The 18030-nt window shown below is 60.4% G+C and carries 17 protein-coding genes; 4 read left to right on the top strand and 13 right to left on the bottom strand.

Annotated features, from left to right (window positions below; genetic code table 11):
• Positions 1–9: 9 nt before the first annotated feature.
• A complete protein-coding gene (locus tag ABVR31_RS06360; RefSeq protein ID WP_325923938.1) occupies positions 10–453 on the bottom strand; it encodes a rhodanese-like domain-containing protein in 444 nt (147 codons plus the stop codon).
• A gap of 86 nt (positions 454–539) precedes the next feature.
• Between ABVR31_RS06360 and ABVR31_RS06355 the strand changes: the two genes are divergently transcribed.
• Positions 540–1958 carry a PLP-dependent aminotransferase family protein gene (locus tag ABVR31_RS06355; RefSeq protein WP_372772146.1) on the top strand — a complete coding sequence of 473 codons (1419 nt, stop codon included), beginning with the start codon at positions 540–542 and terminating at the stop codon, positions 1956–1958.
• 62 nt (positions 1959–2020) lie between these two features.
• Here ABVR31_RS06355 and fabB read toward each other — a convergent pair whose 3' ends face one another.
• Positions 2021–3241 (bottom strand): beta-ketoacyl-ACP synthase I, encoded by a 1221-nt coding sequence (gene fabB / locus ABVR31_RS06350; protein ID WP_021509164.1) that lies wholly within the window; start codon positions 3239–3241, stop codon positions 2021–2023.
• Between the two features lie 155 nt (positions 3242–3396).
• Between fabB and mnmC the strand changes: the two genes are divergently transcribed.
• Complete coding sequence (gene mnmC / locus ABVR31_RS06345) at positions 3397–5409, top strand: bifunctional tRNA (5-methylaminomethyl-2-thiouridine)(34)-methyltransferase MnmD/FAD-dependent 5-carboxymethylaminomethyl-2-thiouridine(34) oxidoreductase MnmC (protein WP_372772144.1); 2013 nt, start codon at positions 3397–3399, stop codon at positions 5407–5409.
• A 29-nt stretch (positions 5410–5438) separates the two neighbouring features.
• Here the strand turns inward: mnmC and ABVR31_RS06340 are convergent, their stop codons facing one another.
• From ABVR31_RS06340 to prmB, 6 genes are all read right to left on the bottom strand, one after another.
• On the bottom strand, positions 5439–5720 hold the full coding sequence (locus ABVR31_RS06340) for a YfcL family protein (RefSeq protein WP_010617478.1): 282 nt from the start codon (positions 5718–5720) through the stop codon (positions 5439–5441).
• 33 nt (positions 5721–5753) lie between these two features.
• Positions 5754–6299 carry an elongation factor P hydroxylase gene (locus tag ABVR31_RS06335; protein WP_021509161.1) on the bottom strand — a complete coding sequence of 182 codons (546 nt, stop codon included), beginning with the start codon at positions 6297–6299 and terminating at the stop codon, positions 5754–5756.
• A 66-nt stretch (positions 6300–6365) separates the two neighbouring features.
• Positions 6366–7163 (bottom strand): sulfite exporter TauE/SafE family protein, encoded by a 798-nt coding sequence (locus ABVR31_RS06330; RefSeq protein ID WP_058758411.1) that lies wholly within the window; start codon positions 7161–7163, stop codon positions 6366–6368.
• A gap of 9 nt (positions 7164–7172) precedes the next feature.
• On the bottom strand, positions 7173–8000 hold the full coding sequence (gene mepA, locus ABVR31_RS06325) for a penicillin-insensitive murein endopeptidase (protein WP_372772142.1): 828 nt from the start codon (positions 7998–8000) through the stop codon (positions 7173–7175).
• 5 nt (positions 8001–8005) lie between these two features.
• Positions 8006–9091 (bottom strand): chorismate synthase, encoded by a 1086-nt coding sequence (gene aroC, locus ABVR31_RS06320; protein ID WP_058758410.1) that lies wholly within the window; start codon positions 9089–9091, stop codon positions 8006–8008.
• 46 nt (positions 9092–9137) lie between these two features.
• Entirely contained in the window at positions 9138–10070 is a 933-nt protein-coding gene (gene prmB, locus ABVR31_RS06315; protein WP_372772140.1) for a 50S ribosomal protein L3 N(5)-glutamine methyltransferase, read from the bottom strand.
• A gap of 153 nt (positions 10071–10223) precedes the next feature.
• Between prmB and smrB the strand changes: the two genes are divergently transcribed.
• Positions 10224–10772, top strand: coding sequence for an endonuclease SmrB (gene smrB, locus ABVR31_RS06310; RefSeq protein WP_021509156.1), 549 nt, complete (start codon positions 10224–10226; stop codon positions 10770–10772).
• Between the two features lie 168 nt (positions 10773–10940).
• Here smrB and sixA read toward each other — a convergent pair whose 3' ends face one another.
• The 4 genes from sixA to ABVR31_RS06290 all read right to left on the bottom strand — a co-directional run bounded on the left by sixA (position 10941) and on the right by ABVR31_RS06290 (position 15523).
• Positions 10941–11423 carry a phosphohistidine phosphatase SixA gene (gene sixA, locus ABVR31_RS06305; protein WP_021509155.1) on the bottom strand — a complete coding sequence of 161 codons (483 nt, stop codon included), beginning with the start codon at positions 11421–11423 and terminating at the stop codon, positions 10941–10943.
• 195 nt (positions 11424–11618) lie between these two features.
• Positions 11619–13748, bottom strand: coding sequence for a fatty acid oxidation complex subunit alpha FadJ (gene fadJ / locus ABVR31_RS06300; protein ID WP_372772137.1), 2130 nt, complete (start codon positions 13746–13748; stop codon positions 11619–11621).
• On the bottom strand, positions 13748–15058 hold the full coding sequence (gene fadI / locus ABVR31_RS06295; RefSeq protein ID WP_372772135.1) for an acetyl-CoA C-acyltransferase FadI: 1311 nt from the start codon (positions 15056–15058) through the stop codon (positions 13748–13750). The genes fadJ and fadI overlap by 1 nt, the downstream gene beginning before the upstream one ends.
• A gap of 168 nt (positions 15059–15226) precedes the next feature.
• Positions 15227–15523, bottom strand: a complete 297-nt coding sequence (locus tag ABVR31_RS06290; protein ID WP_185749257.1) for a YfcZ/YiiS family protein — start codon at positions 15521–15523, stop codon at positions 15227–15229.
• A 358-nt stretch (positions 15524–15881) separates the two neighbouring features.
• Here ABVR31_RS06290 and fadL point away from each other — a divergent pair, with 358 nt between their 5' ends.
• Positions 15882–17165, top strand: coding sequence for a long-chain fatty acid transporter FadL (gene fadL, locus ABVR31_RS06285; RefSeq protein ID WP_021509151.1), 1284 nt, complete (start codon positions 15882–15884; stop codon positions 17163–17165).
• A 71-nt stretch (positions 17166–17236) separates the two neighbouring features.
• Here fadL and mlaA read toward each other — a convergent pair whose 3' ends face one another.
• Positions 17237–18004, bottom strand: a complete 768-nt coding sequence (mlaA, locus tag ABVR31_RS06280) for a phospholipid-binding lipoprotein MlaA (protein ID WP_021509150.1) — start codon at positions 18002–18004, stop codon at positions 17237–17239.
• Positions 18005–18030: the final 26 nt, after the last annotated feature.

Raw genomic sequence — 18030 nt, 5'->3', positions numbered from 1 at the left:
CCATCGCACTCAGCAGCCGCACTCCGCCGCGGGTGCCGCGGCGGGCCACTCGCCTGCCGCCGCGCCCCACGCCATCGGGTGGCCGTCGCGCTTCCAGAAATCCAGCCCGCCAATCAGCTCTTTAACCTGAAACCCCAGCTCAGCCAGCTTTAGCGCCGCTTTGGTCGAACCGTTGCAGCCAATGCCGTCGCAGTAAGTCACATAGACGCGATGACGATCGAGCTGCGCGGTGCTGGCCGCATCCATCTCGCGATGCGGCAACGATAGCGCGCCGCAGATATGTCCGGCCTGATATGCGTCGCGGCTGCGGGCATCAATCACCATAATCTGCGTGACGCCCTGCGCCAAATCCGCCGCCAGATCCCAGGCATCGGTGTAATAGCTGAGTTTGTGCTGCAAATAAGCCACGCTGTGCTGCGGGCTGGCGGGCGGATAAAACAAAACGGCTGACATGGCATTCTCCTGTTGTGATGTCCCTGCAGTGTACGGCAAAGTGGTCTGCATCCTGATACCACTTTGACTGTAGCGATAAGACCATTATGCACCACGCCTTTTTGCCACTGTTTCGCCATCAGACGCAGGGCGGTTTACGTCAGCGGCTGTGCGCTACGCTGCGCCAGGCCATTGTCAGCGGCCATTTGCGCTTCGGGCAGAAGCTGCCCTCCAGCCGCCAGCTGGCTGCCGATCTGGCGCTGTCACGTGTGACGGTCGAAGCCGCTTACAGCCAGCTGGAGAGCGAAGGCTACGTGCAGCGGCACACCGGACGCGGCACCTTTGTCGCTATCGCCCTGCCACCACCGGCGGAAAAGGCGACAGCGCAGCGCGCACCGCGCTTTTCGCAGCGCGGCACGCAGGTGCTGGCGACCGGTGGCTGCCAGGATCCCCCTTTTCCCCTCGCCTTTGCCGCCGGATCACCGGAACTGCGCGCGTTTCCGCACCGCCAGTGGCAGCGGCTGAGCCACAGCGTACAGCGCGCGCTGGGCAGTCAGGTGATGGGCTATGGCGATCCGCTCGGTTATGCGCCGCTGCGCCAGGCGGTGGCGAATTATCTGGCGCTGTCGCGCGGCGTGCGCTGTACGGCTGAGCAGGTCATCATGCTCACCAGTTCACAGCAGGCGCTGCAGCTGCTGGCGCTGATGTTTCTGGATGCAGAGGATGAAGTGTGGCTGGAGGAGCCGGGCTACCGTGGCGCGCGTAACGCCTTTCTCGCCGCCGGTGCCCGCTGCCGTGCCATGCCGCTGGACGATCAGGGCGCGCTGCCACTCAGCGGCCGGGCGCAACTGGTGTATCTGACGCCCGGCCACCAGTATCCGACCGGCACACCGATGAGCCTCGCGCGGCGGCTGCAGTGGCTGGCGTGGGCACGTCAGCACGACAGCTGGCTGATCGAGGATGACTACGACAGTGAATTTCACTATGACGGTCGCCCGGCGCCGGCGCTGCAGGGGATGGAAGCCGATAGCCGGGTCATCAGCCTGGGGACCTTTTCCAAAACCCTGTTTCCATCGCTGCGACTGGCGTGGATGGTGGTGCCCGCGGCGCTGGTGACGGCGCTGGGTCGCGCGCGCAGCGTACTGGACGGCCACAGCGCCCTGCTGCCGCAGGCGATCACCGCCGAATTTATCCAGCAAGGCTATTTCGCCAGCCACCTGCGGCTGATGCGTCAGCTCTATCATAGCCGGCGCGATCGGCTGCTGGCGCAGCTGGAACAGCATCTGCAGCCGTGGCTGCGGCCGCTGCCGGCAACAGGCGGGTTGCAATTGACGGTTGAGTTATTACAGGGAGATGAGGCGCGGCTCACACACCTGGCGCAGGCCGACGGTCTGCTGCTGCCGCCGCTGTCACCCCTTTACGCCGGCGCATCGAAACAGCAGGGCTGGATACTCGGCTTTGCCGCGTTGACGCCCGGCGAAATTGACCGCGCCTGCGCGAAGCTGGTAAGGCTGCTGGCAACCTGAATCCGTCAGCGACAAAAACAACAAAGGCCGGATTAACCGGCCTTTGAGCATTAGCGTAAGCGTTACGCCTGGTATTTACGCAGGGTCAGCGTGGCGTTGGTGCCACCGAAGCCGAAGCTATTGGACATCACAGTGGTCAGCGCTTTTTCGGTTGGCTGCGTCACAATGTTCATGCCCTTCGCTGCGTCATCCAGCTGTTCCACGTTAATGCTTGGCGCGATGAAGCTGTGCTCCAGCATCAGCAGAGTGTAAATCGCTTCCTGCACACCTGCCGCACCCAGCGAGTGACCGGTCATGGCTTTGGTCGCAGAGATGTATGGCGTGTTGTCGCCAAACACTTCGCGAATCGCGCCCAGCTCTTTCACGTCGCCGACTGGCGTTGACGTGCCGTGAGTGTTGAGGTAGTCGATTGGCGTATCCAGACCCTGCATCGCCATCTTCATGCAACGCACCGCGCCTTCGCCTGACGGTGCCACCATGTCAGCGCCGTCAGAGGTTGCGCCGTAGCCGACGATCTCAGCGTAGATGTGGGCACCACGCGCCAGCGCATGCTCCAGCTCTTCCACTACCACCATACCGCCGCCGCCGGCGATCACGAAACCGTCACGGCTGGCATCGTAAGTACGCGACGCTTTTTCCGGGGTTTCATTGTACTTCGTCGAGAGCGCGCCCATGGCGTCGAACTCACAGGCCATTTCCCAGCTCAGCTCTTCGCCGCCGCCAGCAAATACCACATCCTGTTTGCCCAGCTGAATCTGCTCCACCGCGTTACCGATGCAGTGTGCTGACGTCGCGCACGCCGAGCTGATGGAGTAGTTAACGCCGTGGATTTTGAACGGCGTGGCCAGGCAGGCAGAGACGCCGGACGCCATCGCTTTGGTCACCACGTACGGGCCAACGCCTTTCAGGCCGCGCGGGCCACGCATTGCGTCGGCACCGAACACCTGATAACGCGGGGAACCGCCACCGGAACCGGCAATCAGACCAACACGCGGGTTGTTCTGGTACTGCTCATCCGTCAGGCCGGAATCTTTGATTGCTTCTGCCATCGACAGATAGGCATAGATTGAGGCATCACTCATGAAACGCACGATTTTGCGATCGATGAGCCCGTTAGTGTCCAGTTTGACGTTACCCCATACATGGCTGCGCATGCCGGCATCTTTCATCTCTTCGGAGAAAGTGATTCCGGAACGGCCTTCACGCAGGGAAGCCAGCACTTCCTGCTGGTTATTACCAATACTGGAAACGATACCCAGGCCAGTAATCACTGCACGTTTCATTCAATAGTCCTCATTCCACTTCTTTTGGATTGACGTGCACTCTAGCTTACAGTTGTACGCCGAACAAGTCCGATCAGCCATTTCCTTTTGTAAATTTGCGTCATGTGACGCCACTCGCTAAAATCGCGCCACTGCCTGAAAAATGAGCCTTTCCCGTGAAGTTATCCCCGGTTGAACACGCGCAATTAAACTGGAACGATCAGGGTACACCTGTTTCCCGAGCGTTCGACGACGTCTATTTCTCCAACGACAACGGACTGGAGGAGACGCGCTATGTGTTCCTCGACGGTAACCATCTTCCGCAGCGATTTGCCGCACATCCGCGCGATCTGTTCATCGTTGCCGAGAGCGGTTTTGGCACCGGACTCAACTTTCTTACCCTGTGGCAGGCGTTCGATCGCTTCCGCGCCGCCCATCCGCAAGCCGGCTTGCGCCGCCTGCACTTCATCAGCTGCGAAAAATACCCGCTGACCCACGCCGATCTGGTGAGCGCGCACGCGCACTGGCCGGAACTGGCCCCGTGGGCCGGACAGCTACAGCAGCAGTGGCCGCTGGCCCTGCCCGGCTGTCAGCGCCTGCTGTTCAATGGCGGCGAGGTGACGCTGGATCTGTGGCTGGGTGATATTAACGCGCTGATTGATACTTTTGATGACAGCCTCAACGGCCAGGTTGACGCGTGGTTTTTAGATGGCTTCGCGCCGGCGAAAAACCCGGAGATGTGGACGCCTTCGCTGTTCGCCGCCATGGCGCGGCTGGCGCGTCCCGGCGGCACCTTCGCCACCTTTACCTCGGCGGGCTTTGTGCGGCGGGGCTTACAGCAGGCCGGCTTCAGCGTGGCGAAGCGCAAAGGCTTCGGCCACAAGCGTGAAATGCTGACCGGCGTGCTGGACAGCGCCCCCGGGCAGCTACCGGCTCAGCCGTGGTATGCGCGTCCGCAGGCCACCAGCCGCGAGGTGGCGCTGATTGGCGGCGGCGTGGCCAGCGCGGTGCTGGCGCTGGCGCTGCTGCGGCGTGGCTGGCAGGTTACGCTGTACTGCGCCGATGCCGCCCCTGCGCTCGGCGCATCGGGTAACCGTCAGGGCGCGCTCTATCCGTTGCTTAACCAGCACGATCCGGCGCTCGCCACGTTTTTCCCGGCGGCATTCAGCTTTGCCCGCCGCCTGTACGATGCGCTGCCGGTGATGTTCGAACATCAGTGGAGCGGCGTGCTGCAGCTCGGCTGGGATGCCAAAAGCGCAGAGAAGATCGCGCAGATGCTGAGCATGGATCTGCCGCACGAGCTGGCGCACGGCGTCAGCCCGCAGCAGGCGCAGCAGCTGGCCGGCGTCGATCTCGACTGCGGCGGTATTTTCTATCCGCAGGGCGGCTGGCTGTCGCCGTCACAGCTCACCAGCAATCTGCTGGAGTATGCCCAGACTCAGGGGCTGCGCATGCACTGGCTGCATCGCGTGACGCAGCTGGTCCGCCAGCAGGCAGGATGGACGCTGCAGTTCGCTCAACAGCCTGCGGTAAGCCATCAGCAGGTGGTGCTGGCCAACGGCCATGCGCTACAGGCGATCGGGCAAAGCCGCGATTTGCCGGTGTATGCGGTGGCCGGTCAGGTCAGCCATGTGCCGACCAACGCGGCGCTGAACCCGCTGCGCACCGTGCTGTGTTACGACGGCTATCTCACCCCGGTCAGCCCGAACTTTGCCACGCACTGCATCGGTGCCAGCTACCATCGCGGTGAGACGGTAACTGCTTTCCGCGCCGACGATCAGCAGGAGAATCGCCAGCGGCTGATTAACTGTCTGCCGCAGGTCAGCTGGCCGACACAGGTTGACGTCAGCGCTGATGAAGCGCGCAGCGGCGTGCGCTGCGCCACGCGCGATCACCTGCCGATGAGCGGCAGCGTGCCGGATTACGCGGCGACGCTCAGTGAGTATGCGGATTTACCGGCGCAGCGCGCGCGCGGCGAGCAGATTGCGGACGCGCCGGTGCATCCCGGCCTGTTCGTGCTCGGCGCACTGGGGTCGCGCGGACTGTGCAGCGCACCGCTGGCGGCAGAAGTGCTGGCGGCACAAATGAGCGGTGAGCCGCAGCCGCTGGACAGCAGCACGCTGGCGGCGCTGCATCCCAACCGTTACTGGGTGCGCAAATTGCTGAAAGGGAAAAAGGCAGGACGCTAAAGCGCGGGGCGAGCGATCGCCCCGGCCAGTCAGGCAGTGAGGCGCGCCTGGGTAAACAGGTTATCCCACATGCCCACCACCAGCGCCTGGTCGCGCGGCGACAGTTCACCGGCGGCGATGGCGTTTTGCAGGCTGTTGGTGACCTGAATTTGCAGCGCTTCCGGCGTGTGTTCGCCGCTCTGCTCAATTTCCGCTACTGCCAGCGTCAGATGGCCACGCAGATAACCGCTGGCAAACAGTTCGTCGTCGCTGGCGTGTTCGACCATATCGTCAATCAGCGCCAGAATGCGGGACTCGAATTCTACGATCATCTTCTCATCATCCTTCATTTATCGGAGTGCGGCTCACAGATCTTCCGGCCACGGAAACTGTGCCGCCGTCAGTGCAGGCGTACCATAATAGCTGGCTAACGCATCAATAAAGCGCGCCGGACGCGCCGGAATGCCGTGCTGCAGATAATGCATTACCTGTGCATGCACCTTGCGCTGAAACGCGATGCGATCCGGTTCACAATCGCCGTCGAGATTGTCACAGCTGACGTTGAAGGGAAAGCCGGCTGCCACACAGAACAGCCACTCCAGCGCCTGCGGCTTAATCTCCACCGCTTCAAACTGGCCCTGCGTTTGCGCATCGCGCCCGTCCGGGCAGTACCAGTAACCAAAATCTACCAGTTTGCGCCGCGCTTCACCGGCAATACACCAGTGCGAAATTTCGTGCAGCGCGCTGGCGTAAAAGCCATGGGCAAACACCACGCGGTGCCACGGTGAGGTGTCATCCGCTGGAAGATAAATAGGTTCATCATCGCCTTTAATTAGACGCGTCTGAAAATCGTCAGCAAAACAGCCGTCAAAAATCTCCACCAGCTGCTGATAATGGTGCTCTTTACTCATAATATTTTAATCTTTAAACAAACCGCCGCCATTGTCGCACTGGCGGCCGGTTTTGACGAGTGCGGATTACAGTGCGGCAAACCAGGCGAGAATGACACTGCCGTGGCTGTCCCACAACAGCTTAGCGCTCATCACGGCAGACACCGTCACCACCATCGGGCGAATCAGCTTCTGACCACGGCTCAGCACCAGCCTGGCGCCGAGGCGTGCGCCAATAAACGCCCCCAGCAGCATAATCACGCCGGTGCCCCACACCACCTTGCCGCCGAACATAAAGAACAGCAGACTGGCGAAGTTAGAGGTGAAATTTAGGATTTTGGCGTGGGCGGTGGCTTTCGCCAGATTGAAGCCGCAAAGCGTGACGAAGGCCAGCGCATAGAACGAGCCGGCACCCGGGCCGAAGAAGCCATCGTAAAAGCCGACGCAGCCGCCGCCCACCAGCGCAAACGCCAGGCCGTGCAGACGCTGCTCGCGATCGGCCTCGCCAAGACGCGGCATCAGCAGGAACCACAGCCCGATGCTGATCAGCAGCAGCGGCAGTATCTGGCGCAGTATCTCAGCCTGAATATGCTGAATCAGCAGCGTTCCGCCAATCGCGCCGAGAAAGGTCATGGCGATATTCAGCCGCTGCTCGCGCAGTTTCACCGCGCCGCGCCGCACAAAATAGAGGCTGGCCGAGAAGGAGCCACCGACCGATTGCAGCTTGTTGGTCGCCAGCGCCTGCGCCGGCGAAAGACCGGCCGCCAGCAGCGACGGCACGGTCAGCAGACCGCCACCGCCGGCGATGGAATCAATAAAGGCCGCCAGCACCGCGACCAGAAACAGCACGCCAAGCACTACCGGGCTGACAACAAACAGATCCATCTCAGGTTCCTACAGTAGATGCTTATCAAGTAACGCCTGGCAGGAAGGCGGCAACGGCGGCGGCGACTTCTTCACCGGCGGCGTAGTGCCCGGCTTCTTCGGCAGGAACCAGCTCTCCAGCTCTGCGCCGCAGCCATCGCCCGGCGGTGGTGGCGCCTGATCTTCACACTCCAGGCTGCCCGGCGGACAGCGCAGGCGCACGTGCATGTGTGCCCGATGGGCAAACCACGGCCGCACTTTGTGGAGCCACGCACGATCGCTACCGGCATCGGCACAAAGCTGCTTTTTAATCGCCGGATTGACGAAGATGCGCGTGACGTCGTCATCTTTCGCCGCCAGCTTGATCAGGCTGTCGATCTGCGGCTGCCAGTGACGCGCGATCACCTGGCGGTCGTCCGGCCCAACCAGATCGAGCGGCTGCGGCTTCAGCAGCTGCTGTGCCGTCCAGCGGCTCTGCGGCAGCTGCAGCCAGATATCCACGTCGAGGCCGGTCTGATGGCTGGCGTGGCCGCTGCTGAAACGTCCGCCGGCGGCCATGCCCATATCACCAATCAGCACCTGGCCCAGCTGCAGCTGATGCACCTGGGTGCTGAGGCGCTGGATAAAGGCGATCAGGTCCGGATGGCCGTAATAACGACGCTGATCCTGACGCATCACCTGATAGTTGGGCGAGTTGAGCGGCAGCTGCTGCGCCCCGACGATACAGCCGTTGGCAAAGCTGCCGATGGACTGCGGGCTGCCGGCAATCGGTTGATGGATTTGCTGCCACGGCGTGGCAGCCAGGCTGACCGCACTGCACAGCAGCGCGGCAAGGGAGAGAAGCAGGCGACGTATCATGCGGCTTACCAGCGCGGGACGCTGCTGTTGACGTCAGCGTTCTGCCCACGCTGGCGCAGCAGGTGATCCATCAGCACAATCGCCATCATTGCTTCCGCGATCGGGACCGCGCGGATGCCAACACAGGGATCGTGACGGCCTTTGGTGATCATCTCCACTTCCGCGCCGTCGCGGGTGATGGTGTTGCCCGGCACGGTGATGCTGGAAGTGGGCTTCATCGCCAGGTTGGCGCTGATGGTCTGACCGCTGCTGATCCCGCCGAGAATGCCGCCGGCATGGTTGCTTTGAAACCCGTTGCTGCGGATTTCATCACGGTGCTGACTACCGCGCTGGTTGATTACCGCGAAACCATCACCGATCTCCACGCCTTTCACCGCGTTGATGCTCATTAGCGCGTGCGCCAGATCGGCGTCAAGGCGATCGAACACCGGCTCACCGAGGCCCGGCGGCACGTTTTCGGCCATCACCGTGACTTTGGCACCGATAGAGTCACCCTCTTTTTTCAGCGCGCGCATCAGTTCGTCCAGCGCATCGAGTTGGTCGGCATCGGGGCAGAAAAACGGGTTATCTTCCACGATACTCCAGTCTTTCAGCTCGCAGGCGATGTCGCCAATCTGCGCCAGATAGCCGCGCACCACGATGCCGTGCTTCATCTGCAGATACTTTTTAGCAATGGCACCGGCCGCTACGCGCATGGCGGTTTCGCGGGCCGAGGACCGGCCGCCGCCGCGATAGTCGCGCAGGCCATATTTCTGTTCGTAGGTGTAATCCGCATGGCCGGGACGGAACAGATCTTTAATCGCGCTGTAATCCTGCGAACGCTGGTCGGTGTTTTCAATCAGCAGACCGATGGAGGTGCCGGTGGTGACGCCTTCAAACACGCCGGACAAAATCTTCACCTGATCCGGCTCGCGGCGCTGGGTGGTATAGCGCGAAGTGCCGGGACGACGACGATCGAGATCGTGCTGAATATCGGCTTCGGTCAGCGGGATGCCGGGCGGCACGCCATCAACAATGCAGCCAAGCGCAATACCGTGCGACTCGCCAAAGGTGGTAACGCGAAAAAGTTGTCCGATGCTGTTTCCGGCCATGGGGGTTCCTTGTTGCGATGTTGCGGGCGAGCGCTCGCCCCGATTTTTAGTCTTTATAGAATGAGAAGTGCGACTGCGCCGCGACGATTTGATCGCGCGTCAGCATGAACACGCCGTCACCGCCGTTATCAAACTCCAGCCAGGTAAAGGGCACGTCCGGATACTGCTCCATCATGTGCACCATGCTGTTACCAACTTCGCAAATCAGTACGCCGTGCTCGCTGAGGTAGTCCGGCGCACAGGCCAGGATGCGGCGCACCAGCTTCAGGCCGTCGCTGCCCGCGGCCAGACCGAGTTCCGGCTCGTGGCGATATTCGTTCGGCAGGTCGTCCATGTCTTCGGCATCGACGTACGGCGGATTGGTGACGATCAGATCATATTTAACCTGCGGCAGATTGCGGAACAAATCGGCGCGAATCGGCGTGACGTGATGCAGCAGACCGTGCTCTTCGATATTCTGTTCAGCCACGGCCAGCGCGTCGGTGGAGATATCGACAGCATCCACTTCCGCTTCCGGGAAGGCGTACGCACAGGCGATGGCGATACAGCCGCTGCCGGTGCACATGTCGAGAATATGGCGTGGCGTTTCGTCGATCAGGCCGGCAAAGCGGTTTTCGATCAGCTCGCCAATCGGTGAACGCGGCACCAGCACGCGCTCATCGACGTAGAATTCATGGCCGCAGAACCAGGCTTTATTGGTGAGGTAGGCCACCGGAATGCGCTCGTTAACGCGACGGATTACTCGTTCCACGATGCGGTGACGTTCGCTGGCGGTCAGGCGCGCGTGGCGCATGTCTTCCGGAATATCCAGCGGCAGCCAGAGCGTCGGCAGCACCAGTTGGACCGCTTCGTCCCAGGGATTGTCCGTGCCGTGGCCGTACCAGATGCCCGCCGCCGAAAAGCGGCTTACTGCCCAGCGCAGCATATCCTGAATGGTGTGCAGTTCGTTCACTGCCTCATCGACGAAAATCTTGTCCACGTAGCCCTCCGCAGGCCATAAAATCAATCGGCCGATAGTGTGCCATGAAGCCGGGCAGAATTCAGCGCAGCGAGGTGAAAAAGCTGACATTTGTTGACGCTTAGCGGTAAGGTAACGGCCAGACACCCGCCATTTCTGATGATTCACTGAGACATGAGTAAAAAGACGCCGCTAAGCCAGGACGACCAGGCGCTGTTCCGCCAGCTAATGAGCGGTACGCGCCAGCTGAAACAGGATACGATTGTGCACAAACCGGCAGTGAAAAGCCGTGAAGTGCCGCTGAAGCGGCTGCTGTCTGAGCAGGCCGATAACAGCCATTATTTCTCCGATGAGTTTCAGCCCCTGCTCTCCAGCGACGGGCCGACGCGCTACGTGCGCGCCGACGTCAGCCATTACGAGCTGAAAAAATTACGGCGTGGCGATTACACGCCAGAGATTTTTCTCGATCTGCACGGGTTAACCCAGCTTCAGGCGAAACAGGAACTCGGCGCGCTGATTGCCGCCTGCCGCCGCGAGCATATTTTCTGTGCCAGCGTGATGACCGGCCACGGCAAGCACATTCTCAAGCAGCAAACCCCGCTCTGGCTGGCACAGCATCCGCACGTGATGGCGTTTCACCAGGCACCCAAACTGTTTGGCGGCGACGCCGCGCTGCTGGTATTGATTGAAGTCGAAGAGTGGCAGCCGCCGGAATTACCCTGACCGGCAAAGGGACTGCGAGTGGGAAATAAAGTGATCTCTATTATTCCCCAAAATAATTCAGGTTGCAGCAAGGCGGCAAGGAAATGAATCCCCAGGAGCTTATGTGAATAAGTGACTGGGGTGAATTGACGCAGCCAACGCAGCTGCAGCCTGAAGTATGAAGGGGAATTACATGGCTTTGGCTAATTTGGCCGGACTCACCTGCCACGCCAGCTTGCCTTCACAGGCGTCGGCATCAAACTCCACGCAGGCAATGGCGGAGGTGGCGAACATCGGTGGCGCTTCCTGCGGGCAGAGTTCGGAAACCAGATAGCCGACCAGCGGCAGATGCGAAATCACCAGCACCGCGTGCGCACCCTGCACTGCCAGCGCCTGTAAATGACAGGCGACCATGCCCGGATCGCCGCCTGGCGTCAGTTCTGGCAGCACTTCCTGCCCTTCCGGCAGTTTCAGCGCTTCACGTACCGTGGCGAGCGTTTGCCCGGCGCGCAGATAAGGGCTGACCAGCACCTTATCGATTCCCGGCGTCTGACCATTCAGCCAGCTCGCCATCTGACGTGATTCGTCGCAGCCACACAGGGTGAGAGGACGAACCGCATCACTCGCTGCTTCCAGAGCTGCGTCGCCGTGACGCATGATAAAAACTTGCATAAAGCACCGCTGTTGTTTGTCGATATCGCCGGGTACCACAGCACCAGACGCTTCATTCTGCGAATGAACGCTGTGTTTTACCCCAATGGCTTGAGTATAGTCAACCGGTTGTTTATTAAATAAGCACATCTCAGAATGGTGCCGCGCCAGGCACTGCGCGGCCCCGATTCTAACCCGCTGAATCCGTGCGGCTATTCATGAATGTGCAGAAGTGTAAAAATTCGTTTTCCCTTCTGACATTGCCACTAACGCGTCACAGGGCGTAAAACGCTCGCCGTATTGCTGCATTAATGTACGTAATGTATTGACGATCTCGCCCGCACCACGCTGGTCAATATAGCGGAACGGCCCGCCGAGAAACGGCGGAAACCCGATGCCAAACACTGCCGCGATGTCGCCGTCGCGGGCACTGCGGATCACCGCTTCGTCGAGACAACGTACCGCCTCGTTAAGCATCAGCATCACACAGCGCGTGGCGATCTGCTGCTCGCTCTGTTTCGCCTGGGGTTTTAACTGCAGCAGGCGGTACAGACTGGCATCGGCCTGACGTTTGCGCGGCCAGCGCGTGCGCTGATAATCATAAAAACCTTTCTGGTTTTTGCGCCCTTTGCGATCGTCGGCCAGGATAGCGCTCACCGCCTGCGGCGCGCTGAAGCGTGAACCGTAGGCCTGTTCAAGAATCGGGCTGATTTTGCTGCCGACATCAATACCGACTTCATCCAGCAGCTGCAGCGGGCCGACCGGGAAACCAAATTTCACCAGTGCGCTATCAATATGTTCAATGGGCTCGCCCTCCAGCAGACAGCGCATGGCTTCATTTATATAGGGCGCGAGAATGCGGTTAACATAAAAGCCGGGACGGTCGGCGACCACCACGGCGGTTTTGCCCTGACGACGCGCCAGATCCACCGTGGTGGCCAGCGTCTGTGCTGAAGTGCCGCTATGCGGAATCACCTCGACCAGCGGCATTTTGTCTACCGGGCTGAAGAAGTGCAGGCCGATAACATTCTCCGGGCGCTGCGCGCCGGCAGCGATCTGCGCAATCGGCAGCGAGGAGGTGTTAGACGCAAAGATAGTGTGCGGCTGACAGTGTTCTTCAATCTCGGCCACCATTTGCTGCTTGAGCGCCAGATCCTCAAACACCGCTTCGATCACCAGATCGCGCTGGCGGAAGCCCTGATAATCGGTGCCGCCGCTGATGCGCGCCATCTGCTGCTGGCGTTCCGCCGGCTTGAGCTGGCGCCGTTTCACCTTTTTGCTCAGCAAATCCCAGCTGTACTGCAGCGCGTGGTTAACGCCGTTCAGGTTGATATCGCGGATTCGCACCGGCAGACCGGCTTTCAGCGCGGTGACGCTGGCAATCCCACCGCCCATCAGCCCGCCGCCCAGCACGCCAATCTGCTGCAGCGGGCGCGGCGGCGCATCCGCCATCGGCTCTTTCTTCAGAGCGGTGGACGCAAAAAACAGGCTGCGCAGTGCGGCCGACTGCGCGGTCATCGCCAGTTCACCAAACGCACGCGCTTCCGCGGCGTGACCGGCGACGCTACCCTGCTCCAGCCCGATGCGCACCACCTGCAAAATGCGGTCGGTGGCCGGATAGTTACCGTGGGTTTTACCGTCGGTCTGGCGTTTGGCCAGCGTAAACAGCAGCGGACGCGCCAGCGGCCCCTGCAGCAGGCGATCGCGGCGCGACAGGCTGCGTGCGGCGTGCTTTCCTTTATGTACACGTGCCACGGCGGTTGCCAGCAGAATCGCCTGCGGCACCGCATCATCCACCAGGCCAAGCTTTAGCGCCTGCTTTGCGCGCAGCTGTTTGCCACTGAGGATCAGCGGCAGCGCCTGCTGCACACCTATCAGACGCGGCAACCGCTGGGTGCCGCCGGAACCGGGCAACAGGCCGAGCTGCACCTCCGGCAGGCCGAGACGGGTTTTCTCATCCAGCGAGCAGATGCGCGCATCGCAGGCCAGCGCCAGCTCCAGCCCGCCGCCAAGACAGGCTCCATGAATGGCGGCGACCACCGGGAACGGCAGCGCGGCGATCTCCGCCATCACTTCCTGTCCCTGCCGCGCCAGCGCTTCAGCCTGCTGCGCCGTTTCACAACTGGCGATCATGCTGATGTCCGCACCGGCGACGAAGTTGTCGCGTTTGCCCGAAATCAGCACGATGCCCGCCAGCTGCGCATCGCTGCGCGCCTCCGCCAGCACCGCGCGGATTTGCGGCACAAACTCCGCTTTCAGGGTGTTCATCTTTTCGCCCGGCACATCAATGGTGATCACCGCAACGTGATCCGGACGCATCTGTAAATGGAATGCAGATTCGCTCATTATTCGGCCTCCAGAACCATCGCGCTGCCTAATCCGCCAGCGGCACAGGCGGTCACCAGCCCTAAGCCGCCGCCGCGCCGCCGCAGCTCATGCAGCGTTTGCGTGATCATGCGCGCGCCGGTGGCGGCGAACGGATGACCGTAGGCGATGGAACCGCCCAGCACGTTGAAACGCGTCTCGTCGACTTCGCCCAGCGCGCGATCGCGCTTCAGCACCTCGCGCGCAAAGCGTTCATCGTTAAACAGCCTGAGGTTGGCCAGCGTCTGCGCGGCAAAGGCTTCATGCATGTCGATCAGCGTCAGATCGCCGAGGGTAATGCCGGCGCGATCCAGCGCCAGCGGTGATGCGTAAGCCGGTCCGAGCAACATGTCCTGCCAGACATCAATCGCGGCAAACGCATAGCTGCGCAGGTAACCGAGCGGTGTAATGCCCAGCTCACGCGCGCGCCCTTCGCGCATCAGAATCAGCGCCGCCGCGCCATCGGTCAGCGGCGTGCTGTTGGCCGCGGTGACCGAGCCGTGGCGACGGTCAAACGCCGGACGCAGCTTTGCATAATCCGCCGCACTGGCGTTAAAGCGAATGTTGTTGTCCTGCTCAATCGGTGCTTTCCACGGCGGCACAAATGCCGGCATCACTTCCTGCGCCAGCACGCCGGATTGCCAGGCCTGTGCTGCACGCTGGTGCGAGCGCAGCGCCAGCGCGTCCTGCTGCTCACGCGTAATGCCGTGCGTTTTGGCCATCTGCTCGGCGGTGTCGCCCATGCGTAAACCGGTGGAGTATTCCGCCACGGCCGGCGGCACCGGCAACAGATCGCGTGGGCGCAGGCGGCGTAAGATGTGTAATTTTTTGCTCAGGGTGCGGGCTTTGTTGAGATCAACCAGCGCGCGCGCCAGCGTTTTGCTGACGCCAATCGGCAGCACCGAGGAGGAGTCAGCGCCACCGGCAATACCTGCATCGATGGTCCCGGCCATCAGGCTTTCCGCCACGTTGGCCACCGCCTGAAAGCTGGTGGCGCAGGCGCGGCTCACGCTGTAGGCATCAGTGTGCACGCTCAGTCCGCTGCTCAGCACGATTTCACGCGCGATATTGGGGGCTTCCGGCATCTGCACCACCTGGCCGAACACCAGCTGATCGATCACCTCCCCCGGCAATTCGCTGCGCGCCATTAATTCGCTGACCACCATGCGCCCCAGCTCCAGCGCCGGAATGCCGTGAAAGTCGCTTGCCTGGCGGGCAAACGGGGTGCGTAATCCGTGGGTAATGGCGATACGTTCGCCCTGACGCGTCAGCAGCGGCTGCGCTTTGCTCATTGCACTCACCTGTAATTTACGACCTGAGCATCATTGCCCAACAGGTCTGACCTGATCATCAGTGTTACCCAGGTGTTGCTAAGTCGCCAATAACAGAAGAAAAAAAGTGCGAGGAGTGACACGAAAAAGAGGCAACGCTGCCGAAAAAGCGGGTCGGCAGCGGCGGGATTAACGTAAGCCGAGCTGGAAAATCAGGGTTTCGGCCTGGCAGGCAAAGGTGAAATCGACGTCCAGGCGCACGCCGTCTGCTTCGTTGGTAAAGCGCGAATGAATCTCGCACGGATCGGACTCGACCTGGCGCGCTTTGGCGCTCAGCTCGGCCAGCATTGCTTCTGCCGCCTGACGGTCAGCGAACACGCCTGACCAGCTGGCGCTGCAATCGGTATTGTCCATCACGGTGCCCACGTCAACGCAGCAGCAGGCTGCCGTTTCGTTCGCACTACAGTTTCTAATGGCATCAGTCATGTTTTTCTCCTGACGATAAATCAACACTATCGGATCATTTTCTGCTGCAAAGTGTACGCCGGATGCCACGTCGCGGCTATCTTCCGCCCGCTAAGTGACGAATATCACAATAAAATTTGATCCAAAACAAATTTGACTCGCTATGCTGGAGCAGAACCGCAAGGATTTTGTTAAGCAGATCTGATTTTATCGATCAAAGCAGAAATATTTTAAAAACAATATTGCAACAAATACACAGGTCGGACCTATACTCGTCGCACTGGTCTGATATGTGTCTGTATCGTCAGTCCCTACAATCCGCCGTCCTTTGTTACGCGACGTAACTACGTTTAATAATAATTTAGATGAGGTTGTGGTCATGAACCATAAGAACCTGTTTGCAAAGTCAGCTGTGGCAGCTGCAGTGGCGCTCGTCTCTTCTCACGTCTACGCCGCAGGCTTTCAACTTAACGAATTCTCAGCAATCGGCCTGGGCCGCGCCTATTCAGGTGAAGGCGCCATGGGTGATACCGCCGCCTCTGCCAGCCGTAACCCAGCCACTATGGCCCTGATGGACCGCCCTTCTTTCTCTATCGGCGCCGTCTATATCGACCCGGAAGTGGATATCAGCGGTAACAGCCCGACCGGCAACAGCCTCAACGCCAGCAATATTGCGCCAAACCAGTGGATCCCGAACATCCATTATGTGCATCCGATTAACGATCAGTGGTGGATTGGCGCCTCGGCCACCTCGAACTACGGTCTGGCCACCGAATTTAATAATGGCTACACCGCGGGCGGCTTCGGTGGCAAAACCGATCTGATGACCGGCAACTTCAACCTCAGCACCGCTTATCGGTTAAATGATAACTTCAGCTTCGGCGTCGGCTTTGACGCGGTGTACGCCAAAGCGAAAATTGAGCGCTACGCCGGTGAAGCCGGTGCCCGCGCCGGTCTGCCGGCCGATACCCAGGTCGCACACCTGAAAGGTGACGAATGGGGCTACGGCTGGAACGCCGGTATCCTGTATGAAGTGGATAAAAACAACCGCTTCGGCTTCACCTATCGTTCCAAAGTGAAGATCGACTTCGACGGCGACTATAAGAGCAATATCCCGCGCGCCTTTAACGGCACGCCGCAGGCGATTGCGCTGGGTCTGCCGTATGGCACCAGCGGCGCCACCATTCCGGGTTCGCTGACGCTGAACCTGCCGGAAATGTGGGAAGTGTCCGGCTGGCATAAAGTGGCGCCACAGTGGGCGGTGCACTACAGCCTCGCCTATACCAGCTGGAGCCAGTTCCAGGAGCTGAAAGCCACCGGCAGCAACGGCCAGACGCTGTTCTATAAAGATGAAGGCTACCGTGATGCATATCGCATCGCGTTAGGTACCACTTACAACTACGACGATAACTGGACGTTCCGTACCGGTATCGCGTTTGATGACAGCCCGGTGCCGGCGGATAAACGCTCTATCTCGATTCCGGATCAGGATCGCCTGTGGCTGAGCGCCGGTGCGTCTTACGCCTTCACGCCGGATGCGTCAGTTGATGTCGGGGTTTCCTATATGCACGGTCAGCACGTGACGGTGAAAGAAGGTCCTTATACCTTTAATTCCGAAGGTAAGGCCTGGCTGTACGGCGCTAACTTTAACTACAAGTTCTGATAATCAGTGCAGCGGCCCATGCGGGTCGCCAGCTGAAAACAAAACGGCGACCTGTTGGTCGCCGTTGTCATTTATTGAGAGTCGATATCTTTTAAATCGTCCTGAATCGCGCTGGCGTTCGGGTTCTCCTCCGGCTTCAGCTTGCCGCCGCTGGCGAGGAAATCGTTACGCTGGAAATAGGCGTTGCGGATAAAGGCGTACGGATCCTGCTGCTGTCGGAGCAGGCCATCGGAATCAAGCAGCTGCGCGCGCGTTTCCACCCCTTCCAGCGTCCATTTACCAATCGACATCGGCCAGGTAAGCCAGCTCAGCACCGGATAAAGCGTATCGACGTAGTCGCCGCCATCCTGACGCACGGTAAAGCTGCCGTAACCTGGCAGCACCACGTACGGACCGTAGCCAACACCATAACGGCCCAGCGTGCTGCCAAAGTGGTGCGGCACTTCACGCGCCAGCTGGGGATTGGCTTTGCCGGCGACGTCGATGAAACCGCCAAGGCCGAGCACGGTATTCAGGAAGAAACGGGTAAAGTGAATGCCCGCCTGACGCGGCTCGCCGACCAGAATCGAGTTTACCATGCTGGCCGGTTCATCAAGGTTACCGAGGAAGTTGCTCAGCCCGGTACGAGCCGGCACCGGCACGTAATCACGCCAGGCAACCGCCACCGGGCGCACCACATAGGGATCCAGCACGTTGTAGTTGAAGTTAAACATCGTGCGGTTGAACCCTTCGAGCGGATCGCTGCGCTGCGCAGGCGTCGTCTCGTCGGCCGGTTTGGAACTGGCACATCCCACCAGCAGTAAACTGGCCAGCGCCAGGCCGGTCAGGCGATTATTCATTCTTCTCTCCCTGTGCAGATAAAAGG

The sequence above is a fragment of the Pantoea sp. WEP genome (genome assembly GCF_041678305.1).
In the GTDB taxonomy this organism is placed as follows: domain Bacteria; phylum Pseudomonadota; class Gammaproteobacteria; order Enterobacterales; family Enterobacteriaceae; genus Pantoea; species Pantoea dispersa.
The sequence above is the reverse complement of the archived record's forward strand: the minus strand, read 5'-3'. Positions and strand labels throughout refer to the sequence as shown.